The sequence below is a fragment of the Marinomonas piezotolerans genome (assembly GCF_003362755.1).
Taxonomy (GTDB): Bacteria; Pseudomonadota; Gammaproteobacteria; order Pseudomonadales; family Marinomonadaceae; genus Marinomonas; species Marinomonas piezotolerans.
In genome coordinates, this window is sequence record NZ_QKRA01000001.1 from 567,474 (window position 1) to 592,792 (window position 25,319).

20 protein-coding genes and 2 pseudogenes are annotated in these 25,319 nt (G+C 44.5%); 15 read left to right on the forward strand and 7 right to left on the reverse strand.

Translation table 11 applies throughout. The annotated features are described in order from the left end of the window. Window positions 1–183 precede the first annotated feature (183 nt). Both DN730_RS19305 and DN730_RS19310 read left to right on the forward strand, forming a co-directional pair. Window positions 184–837 (forward strand): MFS transporter, encoded by a 654-nt coding sequence (locus DN730_RS19305; protein WP_281270479.1) that lies wholly within the window; start codon window positions 184–186, stop codon window positions 835–837. Beyond that, complete coding sequence (locus DN730_RS19310; RefSeq protein WP_281270480.1) at window positions 825–1,352, forward strand: MFS transporter; 528 nt, start codon at window positions 825–827, stop codon at window positions 1,350–1,352. The genes DN730_RS19305 and DN730_RS19310 overlap by 13 nt, the downstream gene beginning before the upstream one ends. Here the strand turns inward: DN730_RS19310 and DN730_RS02710 are convergent. Next, window positions 1,303–2,196 (reverse strand): LysR family transcriptional regulator, encoded by an 894-nt coding sequence (locus tag DN730_RS02710; RefSeq protein WP_115466559.1) that lies wholly within the window; start codon window positions 2,194–2,196, stop codon window positions 1,303–1,305. The two genes, DN730_RS19310 and DN730_RS02710, sit on opposite strands and share 50 nt — an antisense overlap. Before the next feature lie 93 nt (window positions 2,197–2,289). On the opposite strand from DN730_RS02710, the gene leuC reads away from it, so the two are divergent. The 4 genes from leuC to asd all read left to right on the forward strand — a co-directional run bounded on the left by leuC (window position 2,290) and on the right by asd (window position 6,661). After that, window positions 2,290–3,717 carry a 3-isopropylmalate dehydratase large subunit gene (gene leuC / locus DN730_RS02715; RefSeq protein WP_115466560.1) on the forward strand — a complete coding sequence of 476 codons (1,428 nt, stop codon included), beginning with the start codon at window positions 2,290–2,292 and terminating at the stop codon, window positions 3,715–3,717. Between the two features lie 9 nt (window positions 3,718–3,726). Further along, window positions 3,727–4,377 carry a 3-isopropylmalate dehydratase small subunit gene (leuD, locus tag DN730_RS02720; RefSeq protein WP_115466561.1) on the forward strand — a complete coding sequence of 217 codons (651 nt, stop codon included), beginning with the start codon at window positions 3,727–3,729 and terminating at the stop codon, window positions 4,375–4,377. 11 nt (window positions 4,378–4,388) lie between these two features. After that, window positions 4,389–5,468, forward strand: a complete 1,080-nt coding sequence (gene leuB, locus DN730_RS02725; RefSeq protein ID WP_115466562.1) for a 3-isopropylmalate dehydrogenase — start codon at window positions 4,389–4,391, stop codon at window positions 5,466–5,468. A gap of 74 nt (window positions 5,469–5,542) precedes the next feature. Then, complete coding sequence (gene asd, locus DN730_RS02730; protein WP_115466563.1) at window positions 5,543–6,661, forward strand: aspartate-semialdehyde dehydrogenase; 1,119 nt, start codon at window positions 5,543–5,545, stop codon at window positions 6,659–6,661. A gap of 144 nt (window positions 6,662–6,805) precedes the next feature. On the opposite strand, the gene DN730_RS19315 is transcribed toward asd, so the two are convergent. Further along, entirely contained in the window at window positions 6,806–7,144 is a 339-nt protein-coding gene (locus tag DN730_RS19315; protein WP_115466564.1) for a site-specific integrase, read from the reverse strand. Between the two features lie 364 nt (window positions 7,145–7,508). Here DN730_RS19315 and DN730_RS02740 point away from each other — a divergent pair, with 364 nt between their 5' ends. The 3 genes from DN730_RS02740 (at window position 7,509) to DN730_RS02750 (ending at window position 11,437) form a co-directional block, all read left to right on the forward strand. After that, window positions 7,509–8,801, forward strand: coding sequence for a HEPN domain-containing protein (locus DN730_RS02740; RefSeq protein WP_147290551.1), 1,293 nt, complete (start codon window positions 7,509–7,511; stop codon window positions 8,799–8,801). Window positions 8,802–9,755: 954 nt separating this feature from the next. Further along, window positions 9,756–10,163, forward strand: a complete 408-nt coding sequence (locus tag DN730_RS19215; RefSeq protein ID WP_115466566.1) for a protein tyrosine phosphatase family protein — start codon at window positions 9,756–9,758, stop codon at window positions 10,161–10,163. Window positions 10,164–10,174: 11 nt separating this feature from the next. Further along, window positions 10,175–11,437 (forward strand): NAD(P)/FAD-dependent oxidoreductase, encoded by a 1,263-nt coding sequence (locus DN730_RS02750; protein WP_115466567.1) that lies wholly within the window; start codon window positions 10,175–10,177, stop codon window positions 11,435–11,437. A 369-nt stretch (window positions 11,438–11,806) separates the two neighbouring features. Here the strand turns inward: DN730_RS02750 and DN730_RS02755 are convergent. Continuing rightward, window positions 11,807–12,404 (reverse strand): annotated as a pseudogene (locus tag DN730_RS02755) (transposase); the annotation flags it as partial. A 138-nt stretch (window positions 12,405–12,542) separates the two neighbouring features. Beyond that, entirely contained in the window at window positions 12,543–15,713 is a 3,171-nt protein-coding gene (gene ileS / locus DN730_RS02760; protein WP_115466568.1) for an isoleucine--tRNA ligase, read from the reverse strand. Between the two features lie 263 nt (window positions 15,714–15,976). Here ileS and DN730_RS02765 point away from each other — a divergent pair, with 263 nt between their 5' ends. Together DN730_RS02765 and DN730_RS02770 are read left to right on the forward strand one after the other, a co-directional pair. After that, window positions 15,977–16,225 (forward strand): type II toxin-antitoxin system Phd/YefM family antitoxin, encoded by a 249-nt coding sequence (locus DN730_RS02765; RefSeq protein ID WP_110575925.1) that lies wholly within the window; start codon window positions 15,977–15,979, stop codon window positions 16,223–16,225. Next, window positions 16,188–16,499 carry a type II toxin-antitoxin system RelE family toxin gene (locus DN730_RS02770; RefSeq protein WP_425452690.1) on the forward strand — a complete coding sequence of 104 codons (312 nt, stop codon included), beginning with the start codon at window positions 16,188–16,190 and terminating at the stop codon, window positions 16,497–16,499. The genes DN730_RS02765 and DN730_RS02770 overlap by 38 nt, the downstream gene beginning before the upstream one ends. Window positions 16,500–16,522: 23 nt before the next feature. On the opposite strand, the gene DN730_RS02775 is transcribed toward DN730_RS02770, so the two are convergent. After that, a complete protein-coding gene (locus DN730_RS02775) occupies window positions 16,523–19,120 on the reverse strand; it encodes a KAP family P-loop NTPase fold protein (protein WP_115466569.1) in 2,598 nt (865 codons plus the stop codon). Between the two features lie 355 nt (window positions 19,121–19,475). Further along, window positions 19,476–19,703 (reverse strand): annotated as a pseudogene (locus DN730_RS02785) (molybdenum ABC transporter ATP-binding protein); the annotation flags it as partial. A 416-nt stretch (window positions 19,704–20,119) separates the two neighbouring features. On the opposite strand from DN730_RS02785, the gene DN730_RS02790 reads away from it, so the two are divergent. The 4 genes from DN730_RS02790 to DN730_RS02805 all read left to right on the forward strand — a co-directional run bounded on the left by DN730_RS02790 (window position 20,120) and on the right by DN730_RS02805 (window position 24,108). Further along, on the forward strand, window positions 20,120–21,214 hold the full coding sequence (locus DN730_RS02790) for a DUF748 domain-containing protein (RefSeq protein WP_158541165.1): 1,095 nt from the start codon (window positions 20,120–20,122) through the stop codon (window positions 21,212–21,214). 313 nt (window positions 21,215–21,527) lie between these two features. Then, window positions 21,528–22,733, forward strand: a complete 1,206-nt coding sequence (gene thrS, locus DN730_RS02795) for a threonine--tRNA ligase (RefSeq protein WP_281270487.1) — start codon at window positions 21,528–21,530, stop codon at window positions 22,731–22,733. Window positions 22,734–22,938: 205 nt separating this feature from the next. Continuing rightward, complete coding sequence (locus DN730_RS02800; RefSeq protein WP_115466573.1) at window positions 22,939–23,670, forward strand: SDR family oxidoreductase; 732 nt, start codon at window positions 22,939–22,941, stop codon at window positions 23,668–23,670. Window positions 23,671–23,751: 81 nt separating this feature from the next. Beyond that, window positions 23,752–24,108, forward strand: coding sequence for a hypothetical protein (locus tag DN730_RS02805; protein ID WP_245957873.1), 357 nt, complete (start codon window positions 23,752–23,754; stop codon window positions 24,106–24,108). Window positions 24,109–24,175: 67 nt separating this feature from the next. On the opposite strand, the gene DN730_RS02810 is transcribed toward DN730_RS02805, so the two are convergent. Next, window positions 24,176–25,312 (reverse strand): App1 family protein phosphatidate phosphatase, encoded by a 1,137-nt coding sequence (locus DN730_RS02810; protein WP_115466574.1) that lies wholly within the window; start codon window positions 25,310–25,312, stop codon window positions 24,176–24,178. Window positions 25,313–25,319: the final 7 nt, after the last annotated feature.

Genomic DNA, 25,319 nt, shown 5'->3' on the forward strand with positions numbered 1-25,319 from the left:
AAGCTAAGCCACACATTGCCGAGCAAAAGGGCTGTCCATATCGCCCTTTTGCTACATCAGCGTCGCACACTATACCCCTTCATCACCTATAAGCCGCCAGATGACATATGCCAATACAAGGTAGATGCATTTCAAAGGCACTTGTCGCATACTCCGCGTTTTACCAATTACTAGGCACGCTGAATGTACAAAAAAGACGCTGCACCCATTGCTTGGCCATTGTTTGGCTACTTTTTCTTCTTTATCGCAGTAGTTGGCATTGTGATGCCGTACTTATCGGTTTACTACAAATCTATCGGCTTTAGTGGCTCGCAAATCGGTCGACTTATGGCAACGTTTACCCTTGCTTCTATTTTTATGCCGCACTTTTGGGGTTGGCTGACGACCAAAACTGGCAAGCCAAAGCGAACGGTACAGATCGCGGCGGTTGGTTGTTTTCTCGGCTTTATTCCCTTTCTCTGGGTGACAGACTTCTATTGGCTATGGGGGCTAACCATCTTTGTCGCGATGTTCTATGCGGCCATGACACCGATGGGAGACGCGTTAGCGGTAAGGAGTATCAAGCATCTAGACGTACCTTATTCACGGATCAGAGTAGGTGGGTCAATTGGCTATATCGTCTCTGTCACTCTAGTTGGATCTCTGATCGGTTGGTTCTCTGAATCCGTCATTATTCCGAGTGTTGTGATCTGTCTTGGCTTAACATTGCTCACCACTCTAAAACTAAAAGAACAGTCGTTTGAACCGCCTGCAAGAGACGGCAGTGGCCGCTTTATGACGCTGCTATCCGAACGAAGGTCATATTGTTTATTGGTATCGCGTTTTTGTCTTATTTAGCACACGCACCATTTAACACCTTTTTCGCGCTGCATCTAAGTAATGCGGGGTACGAATCTAGCAGCATTGGGTTATTGATTGCGTTTGGTGTGATACTGGAAATTGTCCTATTTATCTACGGGGGCAATGTCGTTAAAACAATATCTCTCACTCACTTGTTTGCGCTGTGCTTTAGCGTGGGCACAGTTCGTTGGGTGCTCGTAGGTTGGTATGCCCAAAGTCTTTGGATCGTGATATTCACGCAACTTTTGCACTGTGTGACCTTTGCTTTGTTTCACATAGCGGCGATTGAGCAAGTCCGCCGTTTATTTCCAGAAGTGTATTTGAGCCAAGGCCAAGCCTGCTATGGCGGTTTGGCCGTTGGTCTGGGGGGAGGGTTAGGCGCTGTCCTTGCTGGTTATGCGTGGGATGCCTATGGCGATGCTTGGACCTTTACGGGAGCGTCGATCGCTTCCGCACTCGGGCTCATGGTGCTACTACTAAGTTGGAAGAAGATGTCTGAAGTAGCGCAATGAAAGCACTCGCTGCTTGGCTCAACGTGCGCTGTTTATGATGAATCACGCCCAATATACGCTCCACATTAAGGGCTGGCATATTGAGTTCGACTAATTGGTCGTTGACCACCGTGGAGGGGATCAACGACCAACCCCAGCCTATCCCCGCTAACATGGCGAGTGTTTCCAGATTGTTGGTATTCATACGCACTTGTGGGCGCACCCCATGCACAGCGAAAACCTTTTCGGCAATTTGCCGAGTGAAGGTATTGTCATGGGGAAGAAGACACGGATATTTCGAAAGCTCGACAACATCCACTTCAGCGCATTGTGCCAACGGATGATCAACACTCACGACACATTTAAGCGGATCAGACCAGATAGGAATCGCATTCAGCATCGGTTCAGACTGACCAGACAAGGTAATAACACCGATTTCTGCTTCACCTTTCAGCACTTGCCTGTGTGCTTCTTCCGATTGCGTAAAGTCGATCTTGATTTCAGCTTGGGAATAGCGCTGTTGGAACGTTTTGAGCGTATTGGGCAAACGGTGTAAACCTATGTGGTGACTGGTGGTAATATGCAGCTCACCGCTGATGTCTTCTGTTTGCAACGACATACTACGTTTAATGTCTGATAAGTCTTCGGCGATGCGACGCGCTTTAGGTAACAAGCGATGACCGAACTCCGTTAATTGAACCGTACGACCAATTCGGTCAAACAGCTTCACATTTAGGTTAGACTCCAACGCTGCAACGCGTTTGCTAACGGCAGGTTGAGTAATGAATAGGGCGTCTGCCGCAGCAGAGAATGATTCTGTCTCGGCGACCTTAATAAAGGTGAGCAGTTCAGTGATGTCCATCATTCCAAATAATTATCCAAAACATGAAAAATATGAATTGGAGTAATTTAAGAGGACTGAGTACCATAACGCAATGCTTATTTAGGAGAGAAAGCAATGGCAGGTAAAACTTTATACGACAAGTTGTGGGACAGCCACCTTGTTCAACAGCGCAACGATGGTAGTGCACTAATCTACATCGACTTGCAGCTATTACACGAAGTAACGTCTCCGCAAGCATTTGAAGGCTTGCGCTTACACAATCGTAAACCTTGGCGCTTAACTTCCAGTCTAGCAACACCTGATCACAACGTTCCAACGACTGTAGAAGAGCGTAAGAGCGGTGTGAATGGGATTGCAGACCCAGTGTCTAAAATCCAAGTCACTACATTGGACGATAACTGTGATGAATTCGGTATCACTGAATTCAAAATGACCGATGCCCGCCAAGGCATCGTACACGTCGTTGGACCAGAGCAAGGCGCGACACTGCCGGGCATGACCGTCGTATGTGGCGACTCGCACACTTCAACTCATGGTGCGTTCGGTGCGCTAGCGCATGGTATCGGCACGTCTGAAGTCGAGCATGTATTGGCGACTCAGTGTCTTGTACAGAAGAAAATGCGCAACATGTTGGTTCGCGTTGACGGTGAATTAGCACCGTACGTAACAGCGAAAGACGTTGTCCTAGCGATTATCGGTGAAATCGGTACAGCAGGTGGTACAGGTTACGCCATCGAATTCGGCGGCTCAGCAATTCAGTCGTTATCAATGGAAGGCCGTATGACGGTCTGTAACATGGCCATCGAAGCAGGCGCTCGTGTTGGTTTGATCGCCGTGGATGACACGACAATCAACTACGTAAAAGATCGTCCGTACGCGCCTAAAGCTGAACACTGGGATATGGCGGTTGAGTCTTGGAAAGATCTTGTTTCTGACTCCGATGCAGAATTCGACGAAGTAGTCGTATTAAAAGCAGAAGACATCAAGCCGCAAGTAACGTGGGGAACGTCTCCTGAAATGGTGATTGCGATTGACCAGCCGATTCCACGCCCTGAAGATCAAGACGATCAAACCAAACGCGAAGGCTACGCTCGCGCATGGAAATACATGGGCTTAGAAGGCAAATCAACACTTGCAGACATTACGCTAGATCGCGTCTTCATTGGCTCTTGCACCAACAGCCGTATCGAAGACTTACGTGCTGCTGCGGAAGTCGTTAAAGGCCGCAAAGTGGCCGATACGTTGAAACAAGCGATTGTGGTACCGGGCTCTGGTTTGGTTAAAGCACAAGCGGAACAAGAAGGCTTAGATAAAATCTTCACAGCTGCGGGTCTTGAATGGCGCGAACCAGGTTGCTCAATGTGTCTAGCGATGAACGCAGATAAATTAGGGCATGGCGAGCATTGTGCGTCCACGTCTAACCGTAACTTCGAAGGTCGCCAAGGCTTCGGTGGTCGTACTCACTTGGTGAGCCCAGCGATGGCCGCTGCCGCAGCGATTGCCGGTCATTTTGTTGACGTTAACGAATTGGTTAAACACTAGGAGTAAGCGATGCGTCCATTTACAACTCACACAGGTATCGCTGCGCCATTAGACTTGGCTAACGTCGATACCGACATGATCATTCCAAAGCAATTCTTGAAGTCCATCAAGCGTACAGGCTTTGGCAAAAACTTATTCGATGAATTGCGCTACGAAGACGAAGGTCAACCAGACCAAGAGTGCACGGGCCGTCCTTTGCGCAAAGACTTCGTCTTAAACCAGGACCGCTACCAAGGCACGAGCGTACTATTGGCTCGCAACAACTTCGGTTGTGGCTCTAGCCGTGAACACGCACCGTGGGCATTGGATGATTTCGGCATTCGCTCCGTGATCGCACCAAGCTTTGCTGACATCTTTTACAACAACTGCTTCAAAAATGGTTTGCTTCCAATCGTATTAAAGGAAGAAGAAGTGGATCAGTTATTCAAAGAAGTTGAAGCCAACGAAGGTTACGAACTTACGGTTGATCTAGCGAATCAAAAAGTTAAAACACCTTCTGGAATGGAATTTGAATTTGAAGTTGATGCTTTCCGTAAGCATTGCTTGCTAAACGGTTTGGATGACATCGGTCTGACCCTACAAGAATCAGACTCGATCAAAGCCTACGAAGAAAAACGTATGAAACAGGCGCCTTGGCTATTCGAAGCGCGCTCACTGTAAGGAACACGAACATGTCTAAAAAAGTATTAGTACTACCGGGTGACGGCATTGGCCCAGAGATCGTAGAACAAGCCGTACGCGTATTGGATCAAGTGAACAGCCAGTTCAACCTAGGTATCGAGCACGAATCAGCTCTACTAGGCGGCGCAGCGTACGATGAAACAGGCTCACCACTGCCAGACGTAACGCTTGAAAAAGCTAAAGCGTCTGACGCGATCTTATTAGGTGCTGTCGGTGGACCTAAATGGGACGGCCTAGATATGTCCGTGCGCCCAGAAAAAGGTCTGTTGGGCATGCGTTCAAACCTAGAGCTTTTCTCTAACCTACGCCCAGCTATCCTTTACCCACAGTTGGCTGATGCCTCCAGCCTAAAGCCAGAAATCGTTGCGGGTCTAGACATCTTGATCGTGCGTGAACTAACAGGCGGCATCTACTTTGGTCAACCTCGTGGTATTCGTACTCTTGAAAACGGCGAACGCGAAGGGTTCAACACCTACGTATACAGCGAATCTGAAATCCGCCGTATCGCTCGCTCTGCCTTTGATGCAGCACGTCAGCGTAACAAGCGTGTTTGCTCCATCGACAAATCCAACGTATTGGAAGTCACTGTACTTTGGAAAGAAATCATGGAAGAGGTTGCGAAGGAATACCCAGATGTTGAGCTATCACACATGCTGGTCGATAACGCAGCGATGCAACTGGTACGCGCACCGAAGCAATTTGACGTCATGGTCACCGGCAATATGTTCGGAGATATCCTGTCAGATGCGGCCGCTATGTTGACAGGCTCTATCGGTATGTTACCTTCTGCATCACTTAATGAAAAAGGCCAAGGCATGTACGAGCCTTGTCACGGTTCTGCTCCGGATATCGCAGGCAAAGGTATCGCCAACCCATTGGCGACGATCTTGTCTGTTGCTATGATGTTGCGCTACTCACTTGGTGAGAAAGACGCGGCAAATGCCATTGAAAAAGCCGTTAGCGACGTGCTGGATCAAGGTCTTCGTACTGCAGATATTGCTTCAGAGGGAAGCAAAACAGTAAGCACATCACAAATGGGTGATGCCGTACTTGCTGCATTGAAAGCTTAATTCATAATAATTAAGCATTAACTCGGGATACTGCTCTTGGTATGAGTAGACCCACACTAAAAAAGGTAAAAACCATGTCAAAACAAACTGTAGGGTTAGTCGGCTGGCGCGGAATGGTAGGTTCTGTGCTGATGCAACGTATGCGTGAAGAAGGGGACTTCGATCATATCGATCCAGTATTCTTCTCCACATCACAAACGGGGCAAGCAGGTCCAGATATTGGGAAAGATATTCCACTTTTACAAGACGCAACAGACATTGAAGCGTTGAAAAAAATGGACACCATCATTACCTGTCAAGGCGGTGACTACACCAAAGCGATTTACCCACAGTTGCGTGAGGCAGGTTGGCAGGGATACTGGATCGACGCAGCGTCTTCGCTACGTATGGACAAAGATGCCATCATTGTTCTTGATCCAGTAAACCAAAACGTCATCAAGCAAGGTCTAAAAGATGGCGTGAAAACCTATGTGGGCGGTAACTGTACCGTTTCATTGATGCTTCTGGCTCTAGGCGGTCTGTTCGAAAAAGGCCACATCGAGTGGATGACATCCATGACATACCAAGCAGCGTCTGGCGGCGGTGCACGTCACATGCGCGAATTGATTAACCAGTTTGGTCTATTAAACGCAGAAGTGGCGTCTGAGCTCGCGGATCCTGCTAGTGCTATCCTAGACATCGACCGTAAAGTGGCAGAAAAAATGCGCTCTGGTACGCTTCCGACTGATCAGTTCGGCGTACCGCTAGCGGGTTCTTTGATCCCTTACATCGATAGCCAACTTGATAACGGCCAAAGCCGTGAAGAGTGGAAGGCACAAGCAGAATGTAACAAGATCCTAGGCATAGACGGCAACCCAATCCCTGTTGACGGCCTATGTGTCCGCATCGGTGCGATGCGTTGTCACAGCCAGGCGTACACCATCAAGCTAAACAAAGATATCCCAGTGGCGGACATCGAAGGTTTACTTGCTGAGCACAACCAATGGGTTGATGTGGTACCAAACGACAAAGAAGCAACTATGCAGCGTCTAACACCTACTGTTGCTACTGGCACTTTGGGTATCCCAGTCGGTCGTATCCGTAAACTGAACATGGGGCCTGAATACATCAGCGCCTTCTCAGTGGGTGACCAACTACTTTGGGGCGCAGCAGAGCCACTACGTCGTATGCTACGTATCCTGATTGAAGGCTAATTACTCATAGTCCTAAAACACCAAAGCCCGCATAACCAAGCGGGCTTTTTTATGCAAACTAAAAATCTATTATGGGAGCGAATTGCATTCGCGACGAGGCCGGCAACCTAGATGCCAATCAGAGAAATACCCACAAGGCTTAATTCAAAGAATGCTATCAAGTGGACTATTAGTTCCGGCAAAATGCTGCCCAAGCACATGAGTATAGATCTGCGTTGTCGAAACATCGCTATGACCAAGTAGCTCTTGAACAGTCCGAATGTCTCTAGCAGATTTTTGAGTGTTGATGGCTACATGTTGTTCGCTTGCGAGAAATGAAAGGAAAGCTCGAACTTCATTTGCTCCCATCTGATTTGGGTGTTTTAGTTTATGAAAGCGAATGAAATAACGAATCCAATATAAGTAAAATTTTTTCGTTTTCATACTGTAGCCACGTATACGCAACTCGCTTGGAAGTTGATTTATAAATGGGCTGGAAGACATCGCACACTCCTTGTGAATATATCTATTAAATCTGTATAAATATACAGTATATTTTTATATTAACAAACTGCATGCCTGTTTTTATGATCTGAATTCTATTCAGTTTCTCGCATTGTCAAGGAAGCAACTACAAAAGTGTATTAAGATCAATAATTAAACAACGCCGCAGCCAGAATAACGTCCTGTGGACAAAAGATATAATGCGCATGCTCGATTTCATATTTTGAGTTTCTATGGGGTAAGCTGGAAAAATTCTTTTAAAACAAATCGTCAGAAGGTTATTTTTCAGTGCTCTGGCAATTCGTAAACGCGCATGCGCACTATTAAACTGTTAGACTCTCCTACAACCATCAGAATAGAACAAATGAAAAAAATAATTGGACAGATAATCGCCTTAACAAAAAATATATATTTGAACAGTCCTGATGGCACACAGAATGGAATGGAACAGTTCTTTGTTGGTAAACGTGATCCTTTCCAGTTTTCTGGTGGGATTGGAATATCTTGGTGGTATACAAAGTTTACATACAAGACAGTTGAAAACTTGTCATTTCTTATAAATAGCGACCTAAAGGAGTTTTCTGGTTGCGACCATGAAACTATACAAAGTGTTATTAGAGATACACTTCATGAGATTTGTGTAGATAGAAATATATTCAATGGAGATCTGGTTTGTTTTTGCGGCAAGGACACAATTTTTGAGTGTAGATCTGAAACTGATGCAAACAAATTTGGGGGTTACATATTAGATGCGGTTTTAGAAAATATTAGAAAGTCCATATCTTTGAGGTGCGTAATATACTCAGCCCCCAGAATTACAGGCAAGTCATTTACAATAGATTCTGAAAAAATTCATGTAATTCATAAAAGTGACAGTGAAAAATGGAGCGAGCTTGTCGAACTTGGCTATTATTTTCGCGAATGGGACCCGGTTACAGGAAATTTTATAGATGGTCATAATTCTGCCTTTTCAGGCAAAGATTATGATTATGTATTTGCAACTGAAACTGAAGGAACAAATCAGGGAAATAAATTTACAGCTTCACTAAAGTTCAGAAAGCTATTTTCAGTTATTTCGGCACTCATTGAATACAAATATAGGTTTAAGGTTATGGCAAGACCTTATTCAATGTGTATGCAAATACCTCATGAAAAAAGCCAAGATAAATCTTTTACTCAAAACGAAATAGGTGAGTTGTATCCGTACTATGGCAGTGACCTCGAAATAAACGATGAACATATTTCAAGAATAAGGCAATGGTATAGAGAAGAGCAAGAGTTGACAGATGAGCAAAGAAATAGAATAGAAAAATGTGCTCACTTCATTAACAAGGGAATGAATAGTTCAGACATTGAAAGCTACATCCATTATTTTGTTGCTCTAGATGCACTCTATGGAAAAATTGGATCAGTATCAAAGTCAATTGAGCAAGGTGTAAGCTGTTTGCCTGATAGTAGCCACTGGAATAAAAAAATATCTTGGCTTTTTGATCTCAGAAATGAACTAGTTCACGGTGGAAGCAGGTACATTGAGGAATGGCCAAAGTACATGAGATATTACCGTCATTTTTCTGCAGAGCCAGCTAGAGATATTGAGAAATTAGCTTTGCATGCTTTAGCCAGTGCACCATCATTATTTCACGAATCTAACAAGTAAATCCAGGTGACGCTTACGGCGCACCTGATTTAGGCGTTAGGCAATAAATAACAATCGATAACTAAGAGTAGATATGGCTGAATTAACAAGTATGCCTGAATTGGAAATATCATCTGATGAGTTGCTGGCATGGGGGGTAAAAATGGCGTTCAGATCAGAATGCTGAAAATGGAAATGCAAAGAAAGCGGATGCCTTTGATATGATTTAATCAGGACACACACTTTAAAAAGTGGCTCGTAGCTCAATTCTAATCAGCTCTTCCAAATCAGCCAGTTCTAACCAGAACTGGCTTTTTTGCAATTAAATTGGCGCATTAGGGTTATATTTTGTAGATTTTCTCGAATAAAGGGCGTGCGATTACCTTGCAAGGAAAGCAATGTTTTAAGGAGTGGATGATGTGGCTTTAGGCCAGTAGCTGTTTGGCTTTATTGATCTTTGGCCTTCGTTTATAACCTGTTTTTTGGCGGGTTAAGCTAGACACCCACCTGAAAAAGTGACTCGCCACTCAGCCTTAATCAGCTCTTCTAAATCAGGCAGTTCTAACCAGAATTGGCTTTTTTTGTGTCTTAATGGGCATAGAAGGGTGCTATTTCGTCGATTTTAGCCATAAACCCTTATGGCTTACTCCTAATCTTTTTTTATATCTCCACTTTGGTAAGAGACCACATTCCACATGACCAATGGTTTTCTGTGAAATCTAGCTTTTCGCTGCCTGTCACTGCCGATGTTGCACACGCCACTGTGCAACACTCGGTTCATAAGTGTCATTAATGGTATGTAGTTTTTCGTTATGGTTGCTGTCATTTTTTATAAGTATGGATTATTATGAAAATCTAATATGTTATAAGGTTATTCCTTTTGGTTATTTATAGCGTATCATTTTTAAAAACACGGAAACTCTAGATTAGGCAGTACAAGAGTTATCTGTATGAGAGAGCACTGCGGAGCAGACCATGAAACACATTACATCAGAATTCTATGTAGCAGAGCAGCTAATGCCAGATGATATTCCAACACTGGTTGAAGCTGGTATTCGTCAGATTATATGTAACCGACCTGATCATGAAGCAGAAGGGCAGACTGATTTTAACTTAATACAGGCCGCTGCTGCGGATGCTGGCATTGAGTTTCAGCTACTTGCCACAGCTCCAGGGCAGTTTCCGCAAGAACTGGTTGACAAGTTTGCTGATTTGATAGCCTCGGTGGAGGGGAAAACACTGGCGTATTGCCGTACTGGTACACGTAGTTTGTCTCTTTGGACATTGGCAAATCCAGAAGGTAAATCCGCTGAAGAGCTGCTTAATTTAGCTGAAAATGCTGGTTATAACATGTCTGGTCTGATTGAGCGTGTTGCTTTATAGGAGAAGTCCCCATGAGTTCATCAAATAATTCTAAACATCATGAGGTTGTGATTGTTGGTGCTGGTGCCGGTGGTTTGTCAGTTGCCGCTAGTTTATTGAAACGTCGTCCTGATTTGGATATTGCCGTGATTGATCCAGCCAAGGAGCATTCTTATCAGCCTGGTTGGACCCTTGTCGGAGGGGGCGTTTTTAACATTAAACAGACTCGTCGCTCGATGACATCTGTCGTGCCTCGTAAGGTTAAGCATTATGAGCAGGCAGTAGAGCAGTTTGATCCTGACAATCAGACCGTGACTATGGCGAATGGTGACGCTTTGCATTATTCGATTTTGGTGGTTTCTCCCGGATTGAAACTTAACTGGGAGGCGATTCCTGGTTTAAAAGAAACCTTGGGTAAAAATGGCGTAACGTCGAATTACCAGTGGGAAACGGCACCTTATACTTGGGAAAATGTAACCAAGCTTAAAAAGGGGCGCGCAATTTTTACGCAGCCACCGATGCCGATAAAATGTGCTGGTGCGCCGCAAAAAGCGATGTATTTAGCCTGTAGTGAATGGCTATCTCAAGGGCGTTTGAAAGATATTGACGTAGAGTTCTGTAACGCTGGCGCTGTGCTATTTGGTGTCGCAGACTATGTACCTGCTTTACAGAGTTATATTGATAAATACGATATTGCCTTGAACTTGAATCAGAACCTCGTGGAAGTGGACGGCGATAAGCAACTTGCAACGTTTGAAGTGACGGATGCGAATGGGGAAAAGCAACGTGTCGAGAAATCTTTTGATATGTTGCATGTATGCCCACCACAATGCGCGTTGGATTTTGTTAAAAACAGCCCTTTAGCAGATGATGCGGGTTGGTTGGATGTGTATCCTGATACCTTGCAACATAAGCGCTATGAGAATGTGTTTGGCTTGGGCGATGGTGCAAATACGCCGAATGCGAAGACTGCCGCCGCAGTGCGAGCACAGGCACCAGTGGTTGCTGAGTATGTGTTGTCTTTATTAGTGAAACAATCGCCACGTGCTGTATATGACGGTTATGGTTCGTGCCCTCTAACAGTAGAGCGCGGCAAGATCGTGTTGGCTGAGTTTATTTATGGCGGCAAGGTAAAACCATCGTTCCCGAAATGGTTTATTGATGGAACGAAGCCATCTTACTTGGCTTGGTTATTAAAAGAGAAAAGTCTTCCTTGGGTATATTGGGAAGGCATGTTGAAAGGTCATGAATGGTTAGTGAAGCCAGAGATCGCGTCTAAACCACCAAGACAGTAATTCTATATCTGTAACCCCTCAGCATCCAATTATAGCTCCAAAATTGGATGCTGAGTTCTTTTCTATATGACTGGTTTTTGAGCCCCTTCAATCAACACCGCAGTACACTATTTGGTCTATTTTACTGATTGAATGGGTAGTAGGTAAGCCAAACAGAAACGAAGGGCGATTTAATCAGGACACACACTTTAAAAAGTGGCTTGTAGCTCAATTCTAATCAGCTCTTCCAAATCAGCCAGTTCTAACCAGAACTGGCTTTTTTGCATTTAAATTGGCGCATTAGGGTTCTATTTTGTAGATTTTCTCGAATTAAGGGCGTGCGATTACCTTGCAAGGAAAGCAATTTTTTAAGGAGTGGATGATGTGGCTTTATGCGAGTAGCTGTTTGGCTTTGTTGATCTTTGGCCTTCGTTTATAGCCTGTTTTTTGGTAGTAGTTAGACAAGATTAACTCTGTACCCACTGCTGCGTGGGTATGTTGCTCAAACTCAGTAGCAATGGTGAGCCAGTTTTCGGATGGAATGTTGAGGCGCTGTAATATCGGTGCAAAGGATAGGTCGATGCTGCCGCGTTTATCTTGGCGTACAATGCGGCCAGTCAGGTCGACAAGCTCTAGGTAATCTTTTAAGCGAAATGGAAGCCCCTTTGGCATGTCTTTCCTTAGGTTTCCAACAAAAAGGATAAAGAGTTTTCGGTTGCTGGTTATGTTTCGCAGAGTGAATGCGTTTTTTGATGCTGGTGTGCTTGGATGTCTCGGGCGTTTGGTCAATCTTCGCTCTTACTGGATTCAAATCAACATATGCCATGCAGGCGATTAGTGCGGCTTCATCTAAAAGTGCTTGAGATTTAAAGCGTCCCTCCCAAAATCTACCTGTACAGCAATCTTCGAAATTGGCTTGCCGTGCGATGTTTTCATTCAATTCTCTCAGAAACCAGCTGATGTCCATCAGTCGCTGACGGTAAGTTTCAACCGTTGCATCCAGTAATGGCTGTAAGTAGTCAGGCACTTGGCCTTGCAGCATTGAATCGATTGACCAGTGAGTAAAGAGCCATCTTCATCGATCTACTGGCACGAAAGGGGCCAATAGACCGATGATTTATGTTTATTATTTATTACTTAGCTCAACGACGGCTTTTACCTCGCTTAAATCGGTGCTCAAGCGTGAGCCCGATTCAGATACCTTGGTAAAACTCAACGTATTAGCCAAGGTTTCTGTCTTGATGTAATCAAGGTGATGTTGGCACCAATGTGTCAGTACGTCACTCGCTTCAATGCGAATGTCGATACGATCCAAGACCTTGTAGCCCTGTTGTTTGCGCATTTTCTGTATGTGGCTAACAATTTCTCGCATGGCGCCTTCTGCCACCAATTCTTCTGTCAGTTCTGGGTCGATGCTGATCGACACAAAACGGTTGGACGTAGTATGTGTGCCTGCTTTGGCTTGACGGTAGACATGAATCTCCTCTTGGTTAAAGACTTGCCCATCTATCTCGATTTGCTCTTGGGTTTCTAGATGCTCCAGTTCTTGCGCATTGAGTTGCGCAATGCGTGCGGCATAGTGTTTCATCTGCTTGCCAAGGCGTTTGCCCAAAACCGGGAAATTCGCTTTCGCGTAGAAGTCGATGTAGTCACTTTCCTGTTGGCTAAAGAGCACGTCTTTGATATTCAGCTCGGTTTGAATGTAATCCGTCAAACGAGCGATGTCGTTGAGTACCTGAGCCTCTTTATGCAATACGGTCAGCGTTTTGAGCGGGGTTTTTAGTTTGATTTTCAAATCGTTACGCAGTTGACGACCCATTACCAAGATGTGCTGAACACGAGCGACACTGGCTTCTAAGTCTTCGTCTTTTAACGCTGCATTTGCCGTGGGGTAGTCGCATAAATGCACTGACTCTGGCCTTTCGTTAGCGGAAAAAGGCAACAGCTCTTGGTATAAATGCTCCGCAAGAAACGGCGTAAAAGGCGCCATTAGCCTGCTGAATGTATCCAAACAAGAGTACAAAGTGTGATAAGCCTGCTGTTTGTCTTCATTCATTTCTTTTTGCCAAAAGCGGGCTCGATTCAAACGGATATAACCATTGGTGAGATCTTCGATAAACTCAAATAGTGCAGGTACCACGTTGTAGAGATGGTAGGCTTGCATCTCCTGATTGACCTTGGTGGTTAAGGTTTGCAGGCGAGACAATATCCACTGGTCCAAGATGTTATCAGAGGATTTGTCCGATCCTGAGTCTTGCCATTGGTCGATCTGGGCGTAAGTCGAGAAGAAGCGAAAACCATTGAGCCAAGGCAACAAGACCTGACGCACCATGTCTTGTACGCCCGCATCAGAAAAACGCTGCTCTTCTGCTTTAACCAAACCAGAGTTGATCAAATAGAGGCGCAAAGCATCCGCTCCGTAATGCTCCATCAGAGTATCAGGGGGCGTGTAGTTTTTGAGGCGTTTGGACATCTTCTTGCCATCTTCCGCCATCACGATGCCATTGACGATAACGTTTTTAAACGCTGGTCGCCCGAACAAACATTGGCTGAGAACTTGTAATGTATAAAACCAGCCTCGTGTTTGATCCACGCCTTCTGCGATAAATGCCGCTGGGAAGTTTTGCTCAAATTGCGCTTTATTTTCAAAGGGGTAGTGCACTTGTGCATAAGGCATGGCGCCGGACTCAAACCAGCAGTCGAATACTTCCGCAATGCGTCGATAAGTCCCCGGTTCCTCTGGAAGGGAGAAAGTCAGCTCGTCAACATGATCACGATGCAAATCGTCAACGGTTACGCCGGTGTAGCTTTTTAACTCTTCTATGGAGCCAAGGCACAAATGTTTTCCTGTTGTATCGTTTACCCAGATTGGCAGCGGAGTGCCCCAATAGCGGTTACGCGACACCGACCAATCGATTGCCCCTTCTAGCCATTTTCCCATTCGGCCTTGCTGAATATGCTCTGGCACCCAATTGATCTGTTCATTGTTGGCTTGTAGCTCTGCGCGCATTGGCTCTACCTTGATGTACCAAGAGGGCACAGAACGGTAGATGATGGGCGTATCGGAGCGAGGGCAAAAAGGATAACTATGGGTGATGGTTTCCTGACGGTACAAAAGATCACGCGCCTTTAATGTTTGCATGATGGCTTTATCGGCCTCTTTCACATACACGCTCTCGAAGTCCGTCACTTCATGGGTAAAGCGGCCACGGCTGTCCAAAGGGCAAACTGAGGCATGTAGACCATTGGCCTTGCAGACGCGGTTATCGTCTTCACCAAAGGCGGGAGCCATGTGAACAATGCCTGTACCACTGCCAGTCGAGACAAAATCATCGGCAAATACTTGGAAAGCGCCGGATTCATTTAAGTGGCTAAAATAGGGGAAAAGCGGTTCATAGCGTTTCCCACTCAAGTCGGCTCCCACAACTCTATCAAGCACCTCTACATCATGGCCTTTGCACACAGATTCTAGTAGCGCCTCGCCGAGCCAAAGGGTCTGGTTGATAGTGCTATCATGGACTTTGACATAAGGAATGTCTGGACCAACACACAGGGCAAGGTTTGAAGGCAGTGTCCAAGGTGTGGTTGTCCAAGCGGCAAAATAGGCGTCTTCCTCTACGAGTTTAAACAACACAGTGACCGCAGGGTCTTGAACGTCCTTGTAGTTAGAACTGGCTTCAAAGTTGGATAATACGGTTTCCAGCTCTGTGGAGTAGGCGATAACCTTGTCTCCTTGGTAGACGAGTCCTTTGTCCCACAATTGTTTAAAGACCCACCAAACGGACTCCATGTACCAAGGCTCCATGGTGCGATAATCGTTGTCAAAGTCTACCCAGCGGCCAAGGCGCGTGATGGTCTTTTCCCACTCGCTGGCATAACGCTGAACAATGCCACGGCATTCCGCGTTGTAACGGGCAATACCTAGAGAATCAACCGCTTCTTTGGCGGACATACCAAGAGACTTATCGATTTCATGCTCGATGGGCAACCCATGACAATCCCAACCAAAACGTCGCTCTACATGGAATCCTTTCATCGTAAAGTAACGCGGGATGATGTCTTTGATGGTTGATGCCACCAGATGACCATGATGGGGCAACCCCGTTGCAAACGGCGGCCCATCGTAAAACACATACTCAGGCTTATGTTTCGACGCGGCAAGGGAACGCTTAAAAATCTGTTTGTCCCGCCAAAATGTCAGCACAGAATGTTCCGCATCCACGAACGAAAAACGCTCAGATGCAGAGGGATTGTCAGCCTCGGGGGCTAAATGCGAAGGGGAGTCTTGAGTACTCATATCGGCTTCCTGTTAAGACCCAAGAAGCCGAAAAAAGAAACCCGCCTCTTGGGCGGGTTTGCTTTATTTACTCAACAACGAACCCACCACTCCTAGGAATGATGATAATAATTCGTTGTTGAGTAAGGGATACGTTTTTCATATCTCTATTTTTACTCTTGCAGAGAGGAGTCGTCAAGGCATATTCAGCATCTGTTTGCTTGATAAATGATCAACCGCAAATTAAAATGACCTTTTATTAGGTCGATTAAAGGTGCTTTAAAATGACTTCTAGAATCCTTTCCGATGTGGCTGCAAGCATTACGGAATTTAAAGCCAACCCAATGAAAGTTGCCGCGAGCGCACACGGTAAGGCGGTTGCAGTATTAAATCGCAATGAACCTGCGTTTTACTGTGTCCCTGCCGAAGCGTATGAAGCCTTAATGGATAAATTGGAAGATATGGAACTGATAGCACTCGCGAAGGAACGCGCCAATGAAGAAAGTATCTCAGTCAGCATCGCTGACTTATAAACTCGAATTCAAAAAGAGCGCTCTGAAAGAATGGCAAAAACTTGGAGCCACGCTACAGCAGCAATTCAAAAAGAAGCTGATCGAGCGTTTAGACCATCCACATGTTCTTGCTTCAAAGCTTTCAGGCGCTGACAACCTCTACAAGATAAAATTACGTCAATCAGGTTATCGCCTTGTCTACGAAGTGCAGGATGATGTAATTATTGTCACTGTTCTTGCAGTAGGAAAACGGGAGCGTAATGAGGTTTATAAAAATGCTATTAAACGGGTTTAGATAGCGTAGTCGTGCGTGATTAGCTACTTTCTGTTTTTTTCTGCTGTTTTATCGACCATATCAATTCCTGGAAGGACGAAGGGCTCAATACCTAGGATCATGGTGGTGTTTTTTAAGCTAAGGTTTGCCAGCTCAATTATTAATGGCGTTATTTTATTATCGGTTAGGTATTTTTTTTGTTCCTCGGTGAAAGTAGCGTTTCTAACATTAATCAGTTTTTTCAAGGTGTATCGCTTTTGCATATCATCAAGATTGTTTAGGTATTCAAAAGCAAATAATGTCACCATCATGGGGAAGGCATGTTCACTTCCTGTCTCTTCGATTGTTGCTTCTTCAGAAATTTTATCGTCAGGATAAAAGTTTCGAAGTAGGTTAAAGCTGTTATTCAAGCGCTTTATCTGCCGCGGGTTTGATAACTCAAAATGTTTTAGCCAATAGGCAAAGGCTAGTTTTTGTGGCTCGGTGAGTTGTTCCACTTGTTTAACATCTTTGGGTGTTTCTGCTGTTTCTTGCTCTACTGGAAAGTCAATTTCGGTCGTTTCTGTGTTGGAATTTTCAGTATTCAGTAGAGGATCACTTTCTTCTTGCTCAGTCTTTACTTTTTGCCCAATAGTATTTGTCTGGTTTGCTTCATCTGTGTTGCTGGTGTTGTTTTTAATAGAGTTTTCATCCTGTTGGGGTAAGGGGGCTGCTTTTTCGCCTAGCGCTTTACTTTCCGGTGAACTGGTTTGTTCCCAAAGGTGTTCAAGGTAACTGGACACAGATGCTTCATCTGGCTCAGTAAGCACAATAGGAAGGTGGATGATTTTCGCCAAGTAATCGCGGGCGATGAGTCTAGGATCTTCAATATGATGTTGTGTGGCGAGTTCTTTGTAATTAAGCGCTAATGCCGCTAGGGCAATCCGCTGATCTACGGCAATTACAACAACTACATTCTCTAAATCCAGAACCATTCGCACTGCTTCGAGCACTTTGACAATCCCTTTGTGTCCACAGCGGTCTAAATCATCCACTACATACAGCAAGCGTTTTTCATTGCCCAAACGTACCTTGGTGAGCTTTTTGATGTGCTCACGCATTACCGGAATCGTGCCTAAGTGTTCTCCATAATCGGGTAATTTCAAATAGGTCAAAAACTCTTTTGCTAGTGGTCCTGCTAACACCTTTTTAATTTCTTTCCACGTTGGGTACAAAAAACCGAAGAACCAAGTAGTTGAAAAAATGTATATCAGCGATTCATTTATTTGATCAAATTGTTCTTTGAAAAAGTATAAAAACCAAATGGGTGCAAGGGCGAAAACAAGAGGAAATAAAGGCGCTAATATCTTCCAGCCATGTAAGCTCCATGCAAACCGTAATGTCAGCAAGATTTTTCGGAAAGGCCAAAATGACTTTTCCCAACGATTAGGTTTGGGTTCTGGACTAGACAACGCTTTAATCATTTCTTGAGCAATACCTGCTTGTAGGTTGTCTGTGTGTTCGTATTCCCAAGCATTAAATTCGGCAAATAGAAATTTTGGTTCGTTTGTTTGTTTTTCCGTTTGTAGGGCTGTTTTAAGCCGTTTGGCAATGGAAGATTTGATAACTCTACAATATTTCAGTAAACCAATAGTTTGACAGTGTAGTAGGATGTCTTTTAGCCGTTTAGCTATAGATATTTTATCTTCTTTCTTTTGCAGGGCGGTTTTAAGTAGCTCAACAACGGAGGTTTTCCCCACTCCCCAATGGCCTAATAAACCAATGGTCTGATGGTGATGATTATTTTGGTTTTGCAGTAAAGCCGCTAAGGTATTCACTAGATGCTGGCGATTGAGCTTATCTTCCACCGCATATTGATGGCTGCTATGGCGATTACCCGCGATAGTTTCAATGTCATGTTCTGTCTCTTTGGGTTTGGGCGCTGGATCAGCTTCAGAATGCGGCTCATTTCCATTTTTATAAATTAGCTCGTTGTCCTCCCCATAAAATGGTTCATCATCTTTACCATAGTGGAGCTTATTGTTTTCTGTTTCGTCAATGTTCTTATTGGAAAAATATTCTTCCAGTTGATTGAGTGTGTTATCTATTGCTTTCTGATCTGGCTTGCCATCGAAAATCCCTTTATAGATAGGCCAAATATCATTAATGAGGGTTTGAGTTTTTGAATGGCTTTGCCTTATTGATAGTCGGTACAATGCTTCCTTAAGATGTTTTGTCATCCAATTTTTATAATCTATATTTGGTTTATGCCATAGAGGTGTATTTCGGAATGGATAGATTTCACTTTTTTCTAATAATATTAAATCTGACTCGAACTCCACCTTAATGTTTGGAAAAGGGATATTAGCTTCTAGGGCAGCATCTGCCGCATTAACGGCATTGGTATAGGTGTAATCAAAAGTAGCAGAGCTTGTTATATTTAGAAAGGTGTTGGCGGCGAAGGCTGCAGCATCAGTTTCTGCAGCAGCATAAGCTGAGAAGGATAGGTTTGTATTGCCAAAGTTTTCGCTGGAAAATTTATTGACTGCATCTGCGGCTTTATATAACGATTCTTTGTCAAAACTGACTGATGTACTGTTTTCTTTATTTACTGCTTTATTATAGTTGTTGGTAGTAGTTAGTGATACCCGCCAAATTGACAATAGATATCGAGCTTGGTATTCATCTGGCCAATATGGGAAATAATCATTTGGGTCTTTTTTTACTGCTAATAATGGAAGACATCGTAATGCGCAACGGGCTGTAAGAATAGATATAGCTTTTTATTTAGTTTTTCAAATTTGTTTATTAGCTGTACTTCTTCATAAGTAGTAAATGGATGGTTCGTTGGCACAGCAATGTCCTTTTGCGACAGTTTTTTGTAGGTGAGTTAACCCTGAATGCTTTAAATATATCAGCTTTTAAAAACAAGTGTGACGCTTCATGTGAGGTAGGCGGCAGTTTCGAGTATGAAGCGTCACACGGTTTTCTGTCTGAGGCAAAGAACCTGCTAAAAGCTTAGTTATTCTTCTTCAACCCCAAGTAGTTCTCTATCCCTTCGATCTGGTCTTCCGCGTGGTGGTTGACGTAGAGCACGGTGGTTTCTTTTCCTTCACAAATTTTCTCAATTAGGGCGAGGACGAGCTGGCGGTTCATGTCGTCTAGGCCGAGGCAAGGTTCGTCTAGGATCAATAATGGAGGGTGTTTCACCATGGCGCGGGCGATGAGTAATAAACGCTGGTCGCCGCAGCAGTTAATCAGGACACCCACCTTAAAAACTGACTCACAGCTTAGTTTTCATCAGTTCTACAAAATCAGCCAGTTCTAACCAGAACTGGCTTTTTTGCATATAAATTGACGTAGAAGGGTTCTATTTCGTAGATTTTTGCGAATTAAAGGCGAGTGAACACCTTGCAAGGAAAGCAATATAGAACAGAGTGGATGATGTGGCTTTATGCGAGTAGCTGTTTCGCTTTGCTGATCTTTAGCTTTCGTTTGTAGCCGGCGTTTTAGTAGTAGTTAGACAAGTTGCTCTCTCGCCAATAAGAAAGGTGTTTAGCTCCGTTATGTGCAAATAATTCATCTTAATTGAGGCTTTTAGCCTTCTCAGTTGCTTGGATACACCCGATCCCTCTAATGTGATGGCACAAGAGGGATTTTTTATGACGAAGCGAAGATTAAATGGAACCCTGATTTGGGTGGGTGTTATTGCTCTACTTTTGCTGGTAATTCATCTCGCGTTACCCTACTGGTTAACGAAGTTTTTGAATAAACGGCTTGAGAATATGGAAGGCTACAAAGGGCATATTGATCATGTATCACTGCAATTATACACAGGCGCCTACCAGCTTCATGACCTATCCATCGTAAAGATCGATGGTACGAAGCAGGTTCCTTTTGTGCGGGTAGATGAAATTGATATTTCGTTGAGTTGGAGAGCGTTATTTAAAGGCGCTGTGGTTGCTGATTTCGTCTTTGAAAGGCCAGAAGTTAATTTCGTTGATGGTGAGTCCGAACAGCAAAGCCAGTCTGGTCAAGGCGCTGATTGGCGCAAAGTGGTTAATGATCTATCGCCTATCGTTATTAACAAAGTAGAGGTTCATGGTGGCACGGTTGCTTTTCGAAACTTTGAATCCAATCCACCTGTTAACATTCAAATTAACAATATCGAAGCATCGCTTAATAATTTAACCAATGTCGATCGAGGCAAAGGCAGGGTGGCTACCTTGGATGTGACGGCCAATGCATTAAATGATGCAAAAATGATAGTTAACGCCGAGATAGATCCATTCGTCGATGACGATTTTATTGTCGCCATACGCTGTGAAGAATTAAGTTTGCCTATGTTCAATGACCTGTCTAGGGCTTATGCGGGCCTCGATTTCAACGGCGGTACAGGTCAGTTAGTGAGTGAAATACAAGCGAAGGATGGAGCTTTAAGCGGCTATGTTAAGCCTCTATTTAAGAATGTAGATATCTTTGCTTGGGAGCAAGATGTTGAGGATCAGAACGACAATCCATTTCAAATAGCGTGGGAAGCCATTGGTGGCGGTGTGGCTGGAATTTTAACGAATAGCGATAGCCGAAAAGTTGCAACCAGATTGGATTTCTCCGGACAACTGGATGATCCTGAAGTTGGCACATGGCAAACCATTAAAAACACCTTAAGCAATGCTTTCTTGAAGGCCTACAACACAAGGTTCGAAGGCTTGTTTAAATCTAGCACTAACGAACCGGCAAATGACATAAACACTTAAATATTCATTGGCTCTTATCACAGAGTGAATTAGAGCGTTAATTTATAAAAAGTCCCTGAGACTTTCGTTCTAATGTTGAGCGGTTTTGGAATGGATGTCCTCGCTCAGCTATCCTTGCCAAACGTAATATCAAGTGGTAAAACTGAACCATGAACTCACTATTATGTTTCTTTCAATACAGCACCTCTACCACCACAACCACACGGTTGTTTGGGGGGTAGCTGCTATTTATTAAGAAAAGCCCTCTGAGCGAATCGCTAGAGGGCTTTTTTTGTGTCTATTTCTTGTTGTTCGCTCAGAGTTTTAATCAAACATCTTTCATAAGGAGAAAGATATGAAAACTCATCGCGAGCTTGCCGAGCAACTCGATTTATTCCACTCCGAGCAACAGGCGCCGGGAATGCTTTTCTGGCACCCAAACGGTTGGCAGCTATTCCAGTCGATACAAGATCATATGCGCCAATGCTACCGTCAGCATGCGTTTCAGGAGATTCGCACACCTCAGTTTATGAAAAAGGAGCTGTGGCAGACATCAGGTCACATGGATATGTACGCCGAAGATATGTTTTTTGGCGGTGGCCGAGATGCTGACGCTGACTATGTACTAAAACCGATGTCGTGTCCTGCTCACATATTAATGTATAAACGTGGCGTACACAGTTATCGAGATTTACCACTGAAGCTTTTTGAGTTTGGCGTGGTACATCGAAATGAATCCTCTGGCTCGTTAAATGGTTGCTTGCGGTTGCGCCAGTTCACGCAGGACGACGCCCATGTATTTTGTGGGTGGGATCAAGCTCAATCAGAGGTCATGCAATTTCTTCAGCGAGCAAAACAAATCTATAGCGATTATGGCTACGAATCACTTTCGGTCAAACTATCGACACAGCCAGCCCAAGCCTTAGGTGATGAGGCATCGTGGGCGCGAGCAGAAGAAATATTACAAAATGCGTGTATCGCTGAGCAGGTCTCGTTTGAGATTCAAGCAGGTGAGGGCGCTTTTTACGGTCCCAAAATCGAGCTTTCGTTGCAGGATTCCATTGGTCGCGTGTGGCAATGCGGCACGGTGCAATTGGATTTCAATTTGCCGGAGCGTTTTAATCTACAATTCGATACTGGCCAAGGCGAGAGTGAACAGCCCGTTATTCTACATCAAGCGGTTTACGGCTCGATAGAACGCTGGATCGGTATATTGTTGGAGGTTTCGCAAGGTACTTTGCCAGAATGGATTCATCCTAATCCTGTGGTACTGCTCACGGTTGATGCGTCTTCTTTGGACTACGCTAGTGGTATACGAGACGAACTCCACCGACAAGGAATCCATGTTGTGTGTGATTTCAGTGATCAGTCCGTGGGACGTAAGATAAAACGCAGCTTCGAGCTAAAGATTCCCAATATCGTCATTATCGGTAAGCAAGAAGCGGATTCGGATACGCTGACAATTCGCAGAGGTCGTCAGATTGAAAAAATAGCGGCAGGCGAGTTGATACCATTGTTGAGAGCGCATCAAAAAGCATAGGCATTTACTATGACCAGTGAAACCAGATAGGCCGCCAAGCGATTGGCGGCCTTTATTCTGACGTTTAGTACGTGGCATTTTCAGTTTGATTCAGCTTTAATATTTAAGACGACGGGGTTCATAGCCTGGCTTTGCTGGGTGCAGATCTGGTGTTTACCGAGTGGAAATTTAATAATGCGACGTTAAGCACGACAAGGACGGAATTTTGAATAAAATCGCGATAATCACAGGAGCCAGCAGAGGAATTGGCGCAGCGACCGCGCTTACTCTCGCCAAAAATGGTTATAAGGTTTGTGTAAATTATCTTAAGAATCAGGATGCAGCAGATCGTATTTGTGCATCCATCAATTCGTCGGGTGGTATTGCGATCGCATACCAAGCTGATGTTTCTGACGAGCTTGCAGTTGAAAGCTTGTTTACTTTCGTTAATCAAAATCTTGGTGAAGTGACTCATTTAGTCAACAACGTTGGGATTCTCTTTGAAAAAACAGAACTCGTTAATATGAGTGCTGAACGCTTTACCAAGGTATTAAACACCAATGTTCTTAGTGCTTTTCTCTGCTCGAAAGCATTCGTAAAACAAAACTCCAATTATGGCGCAATAGTCAATGTTTCATCTGCTGCGTCACGCTCTGGTGCGCCTTTTGAATACGTGGATTATGCGTCATCAAAAGGCGCTATGGATTCGTTTACTAAAGGGTTGTCTTTGGAACTTGCGTCTAGAAACATTAGAGTCAACTCTGTTCGCCCCGGTTTTATCCTCACTGATATACACGCCGATGGTGGCGAACCAGATAGAGTTTCTAGATTGAGCTCGCAGATACCATTGAAGAGAGGTGGAACGGCTCAGGAAGTCGCAGAGGCTATTGTATGGTTATTATCGGATCAGGCATCTTACGTTACCGGTTCCTTTATCGACATTGCTGGTGGGAAATAACACCGAAAAACCGATAACAGGCATTCGTAATCGCTGAGTTCTCTGGGACGCGATACCTATATTTAAAATGAGGAATACATTTTGACTGATATCACTTTGAAAACCGATGATGAGCTCCTTGCGATAGCCATGCCGATGGTCGACGATGTTGTCAAAGCGTCTAATAACAAGGACTGGGAGGCGTTTTCAATGTATCAAACGGCGGAAGAAGCCGATGATCCAGACAACAAACAGAATGTTCTTAGGCAATGGGAACAACAAGAGTTCTTATCGTCTCTTAATACAGACAGGGAAGTGTTAACCATTCTTCGTAGAGATGGCACAGCAAGTATTGTGTGGAAGCAAACAAGCGATAAAGTCAGAGATGAATTTCTCGCCATTTACTCAATAAGAGAAATAGAGGGTGAAGTGAAAGAAGTGGGCTTTGTAATTTTATAAGCCAGCTCTGATCAGAACTGGCTTATTGATGACTCGGTGGGTTCAAAAACGCGTGAGATTGCTATATCTACTGTGTAGTAGACTGTTTATGGCCATCGGCCTGAGCTAGCCCTGCGTCGTGTTTTACTTTTTCAGCAGCTTTCTCTGTCACCAAATTGAGTGATTGAGCATGTGTCACAGCATCACCCGCATCTTGAATGAATGCAAAGGGGACTTGGTAGTCCGCAAATTCCTTTGCGGCTGAGGTCATCTTCTGCGAGCGATCATTCGGTTTTAGATCTCGAATATAGACCGCTAAAATTCGATCAGGATAGGCTTTTACGACCTTTAAGTAGGCGTAAACATCTTTTTGCCCTGAATCACCAATCAAGACTAAGTTTAACGTCGGATACGTTTTTAAAATGGTTTCAATTCGATCCGTCTTGTACGTCTCGTGGCCGCTTTTAAACCAGCGATCTTCTCGCAATCCGAAATCCTTCAATAAAACCGGGCCTTTAGGCAGGTTATTGAGATGAATGAATTCGGCAATTAGGTCATAGATATTCCAAGGGCTACTGGAGACATAGAAGAACGGGTTGTTTGCGTTGCCTGACGCGCCATTATGTAACGCACTATAAAACTCAGACGTTCCCGCTAGTAGCTCTCGGCTGTGAGCATTATTGAGCAGCACAGTTTGGGCGTGTCGGAAAAAATTAGTCGCACCTGTGTGCATGATGGTGTCGTCTACATCGCTCACTACGCCAAATTCGACACTATCATTCGGTATTGATACTTCGGCAACCGTGTGTTGAAGCGCTTTTGGAAGCTCAGGATCCGCAGGTTGTAGTGTTAGCTTAGTCCAAGGTTGTTGAATATTGCTGCGGGCAGGCGTCGGCCAACGATAGTGAAAGTAACCATTGCCATCTGTGTATACCGTCCGTTTATCAGGGCCAAGCGTTAACTGAATCTCAGTGAACGGAATTTCAGCGCTTTGATAGCGTCGGATCATATGCAGCAGGTTTCTCCAGCGGCTGTCTTCGATTTTACCTTGAATCCCTTTCGCTTCGAGCAGTCTGCCTGCAATCCATAGCTCCTTTTCTGTCCCATAGGTCATGTAAGGCTGCACGATGACAGGTGAGTAACCACGCCAACGTTTGTAGCGATGCTTTAATTTGTCATAACGCCTTTCAACGCGATATACCCATCGACGGACGGTTTTATGCATCTGATAT

Excerpts from the sequence above, each read along its gene's own strand:
- DN730_RS02790 (WP_158541165.1), top strand. The coding sequence starts at position 20,120 with ATGACGAAGCGAAGATTAAATGGAACCCTGATTTGGGTGGGTGTTATT.
- ileS (WP_115466568.1), bottom strand. The coding sequence starts at position 15,713 with ATGAGTACTCAAGACTCCCCTTCGCATTTAGCCCCCGAGGCTGACAAT.
- DN730_RS02750 (WP_115466567.1), top strand. The coding sequence starts at position 10,175 with ATGAGTTCATCAAATAATTCTAAACATCATGAGGTTGTGATTGTTGGT.
- DN730_RS02710 (WP_115466559.1), bottom strand. The coding sequence starts at position 2,196 with ATGATGGACATCACTGAACTGCTCACCTTTATTAAGGTCGCCGAGACA.
- leuB (WP_115466562.1), top strand. The coding sequence starts at position 4,389 with ATGTCTAAAAAAGTATTAGTACTACCGGGTGACGGCATTGGCCCAGAG.
- asd (WP_115466563.1), top strand. The coding sequence starts at position 5,543 with ATGTCAAAACAAACTGTAGGGTTAGTCGGCTGGCGCGGAATGGTAGGT.
- DN730_RS19215 (WP_115466566.1), top strand. The coding sequence starts at position 9,756 with ATGAAACACATTACATCAGAATTCTATGTAGCAGAGCAGCTAATGCCA.
- DN730_RS02810 (WP_115466574.1), bottom strand. The coding sequence starts at position 25,312 with ATGCATAAAACCGTCCGTCGATGGGTATATCGCGTTGAAAGGCGTTAT.
- DN730_RS02740 (WP_147290551.1), top strand. The coding sequence starts at position 7,509 with ATGAAAAAAATAATTGGACAGATAATCGCCTTAACAAAAAATATATAT.
- DN730_RS02765 (WP_110575925.1), top strand. The coding sequence starts at position 15,977 with ATGACTTCTAGAATCCTTTCCGATGTGGCTGCAAGCATTACGGAATTT.
- DN730_RS02770 (WP_425452690.1), top strand. The coding sequence starts at position 16,188 with ATGAAGAAAGTATCTCAGTCAGCATCGCTGACTTATAAACTCGAATTC.
- DN730_RS19305 (WP_281270479.1), top strand. The coding sequence starts at position 184 with ATGTACAAAAAAGACGCTGCACCCATTGCTTGGCCATTGTTTGGCTAC.
- leuD (WP_115466561.1), top strand. The coding sequence starts at position 3,727 with ATGCGTCCATTTACAACTCACACAGGTATCGCTGCGCCATTAGACTTG.
- DN730_RS19315 (WP_115466564.1), bottom strand. The coding sequence starts at position 7,144 with ATGTCTTCCAGCCCATTTATAAATCAACTTCCAAGCGAGTTGCGTATA.
- leuC (WP_115466560.1), top strand. The coding sequence starts at position 2,290 with ATGGCAGGTAAAACTTTATACGACAAGTTGTGGGACAGCCACCTTGTT.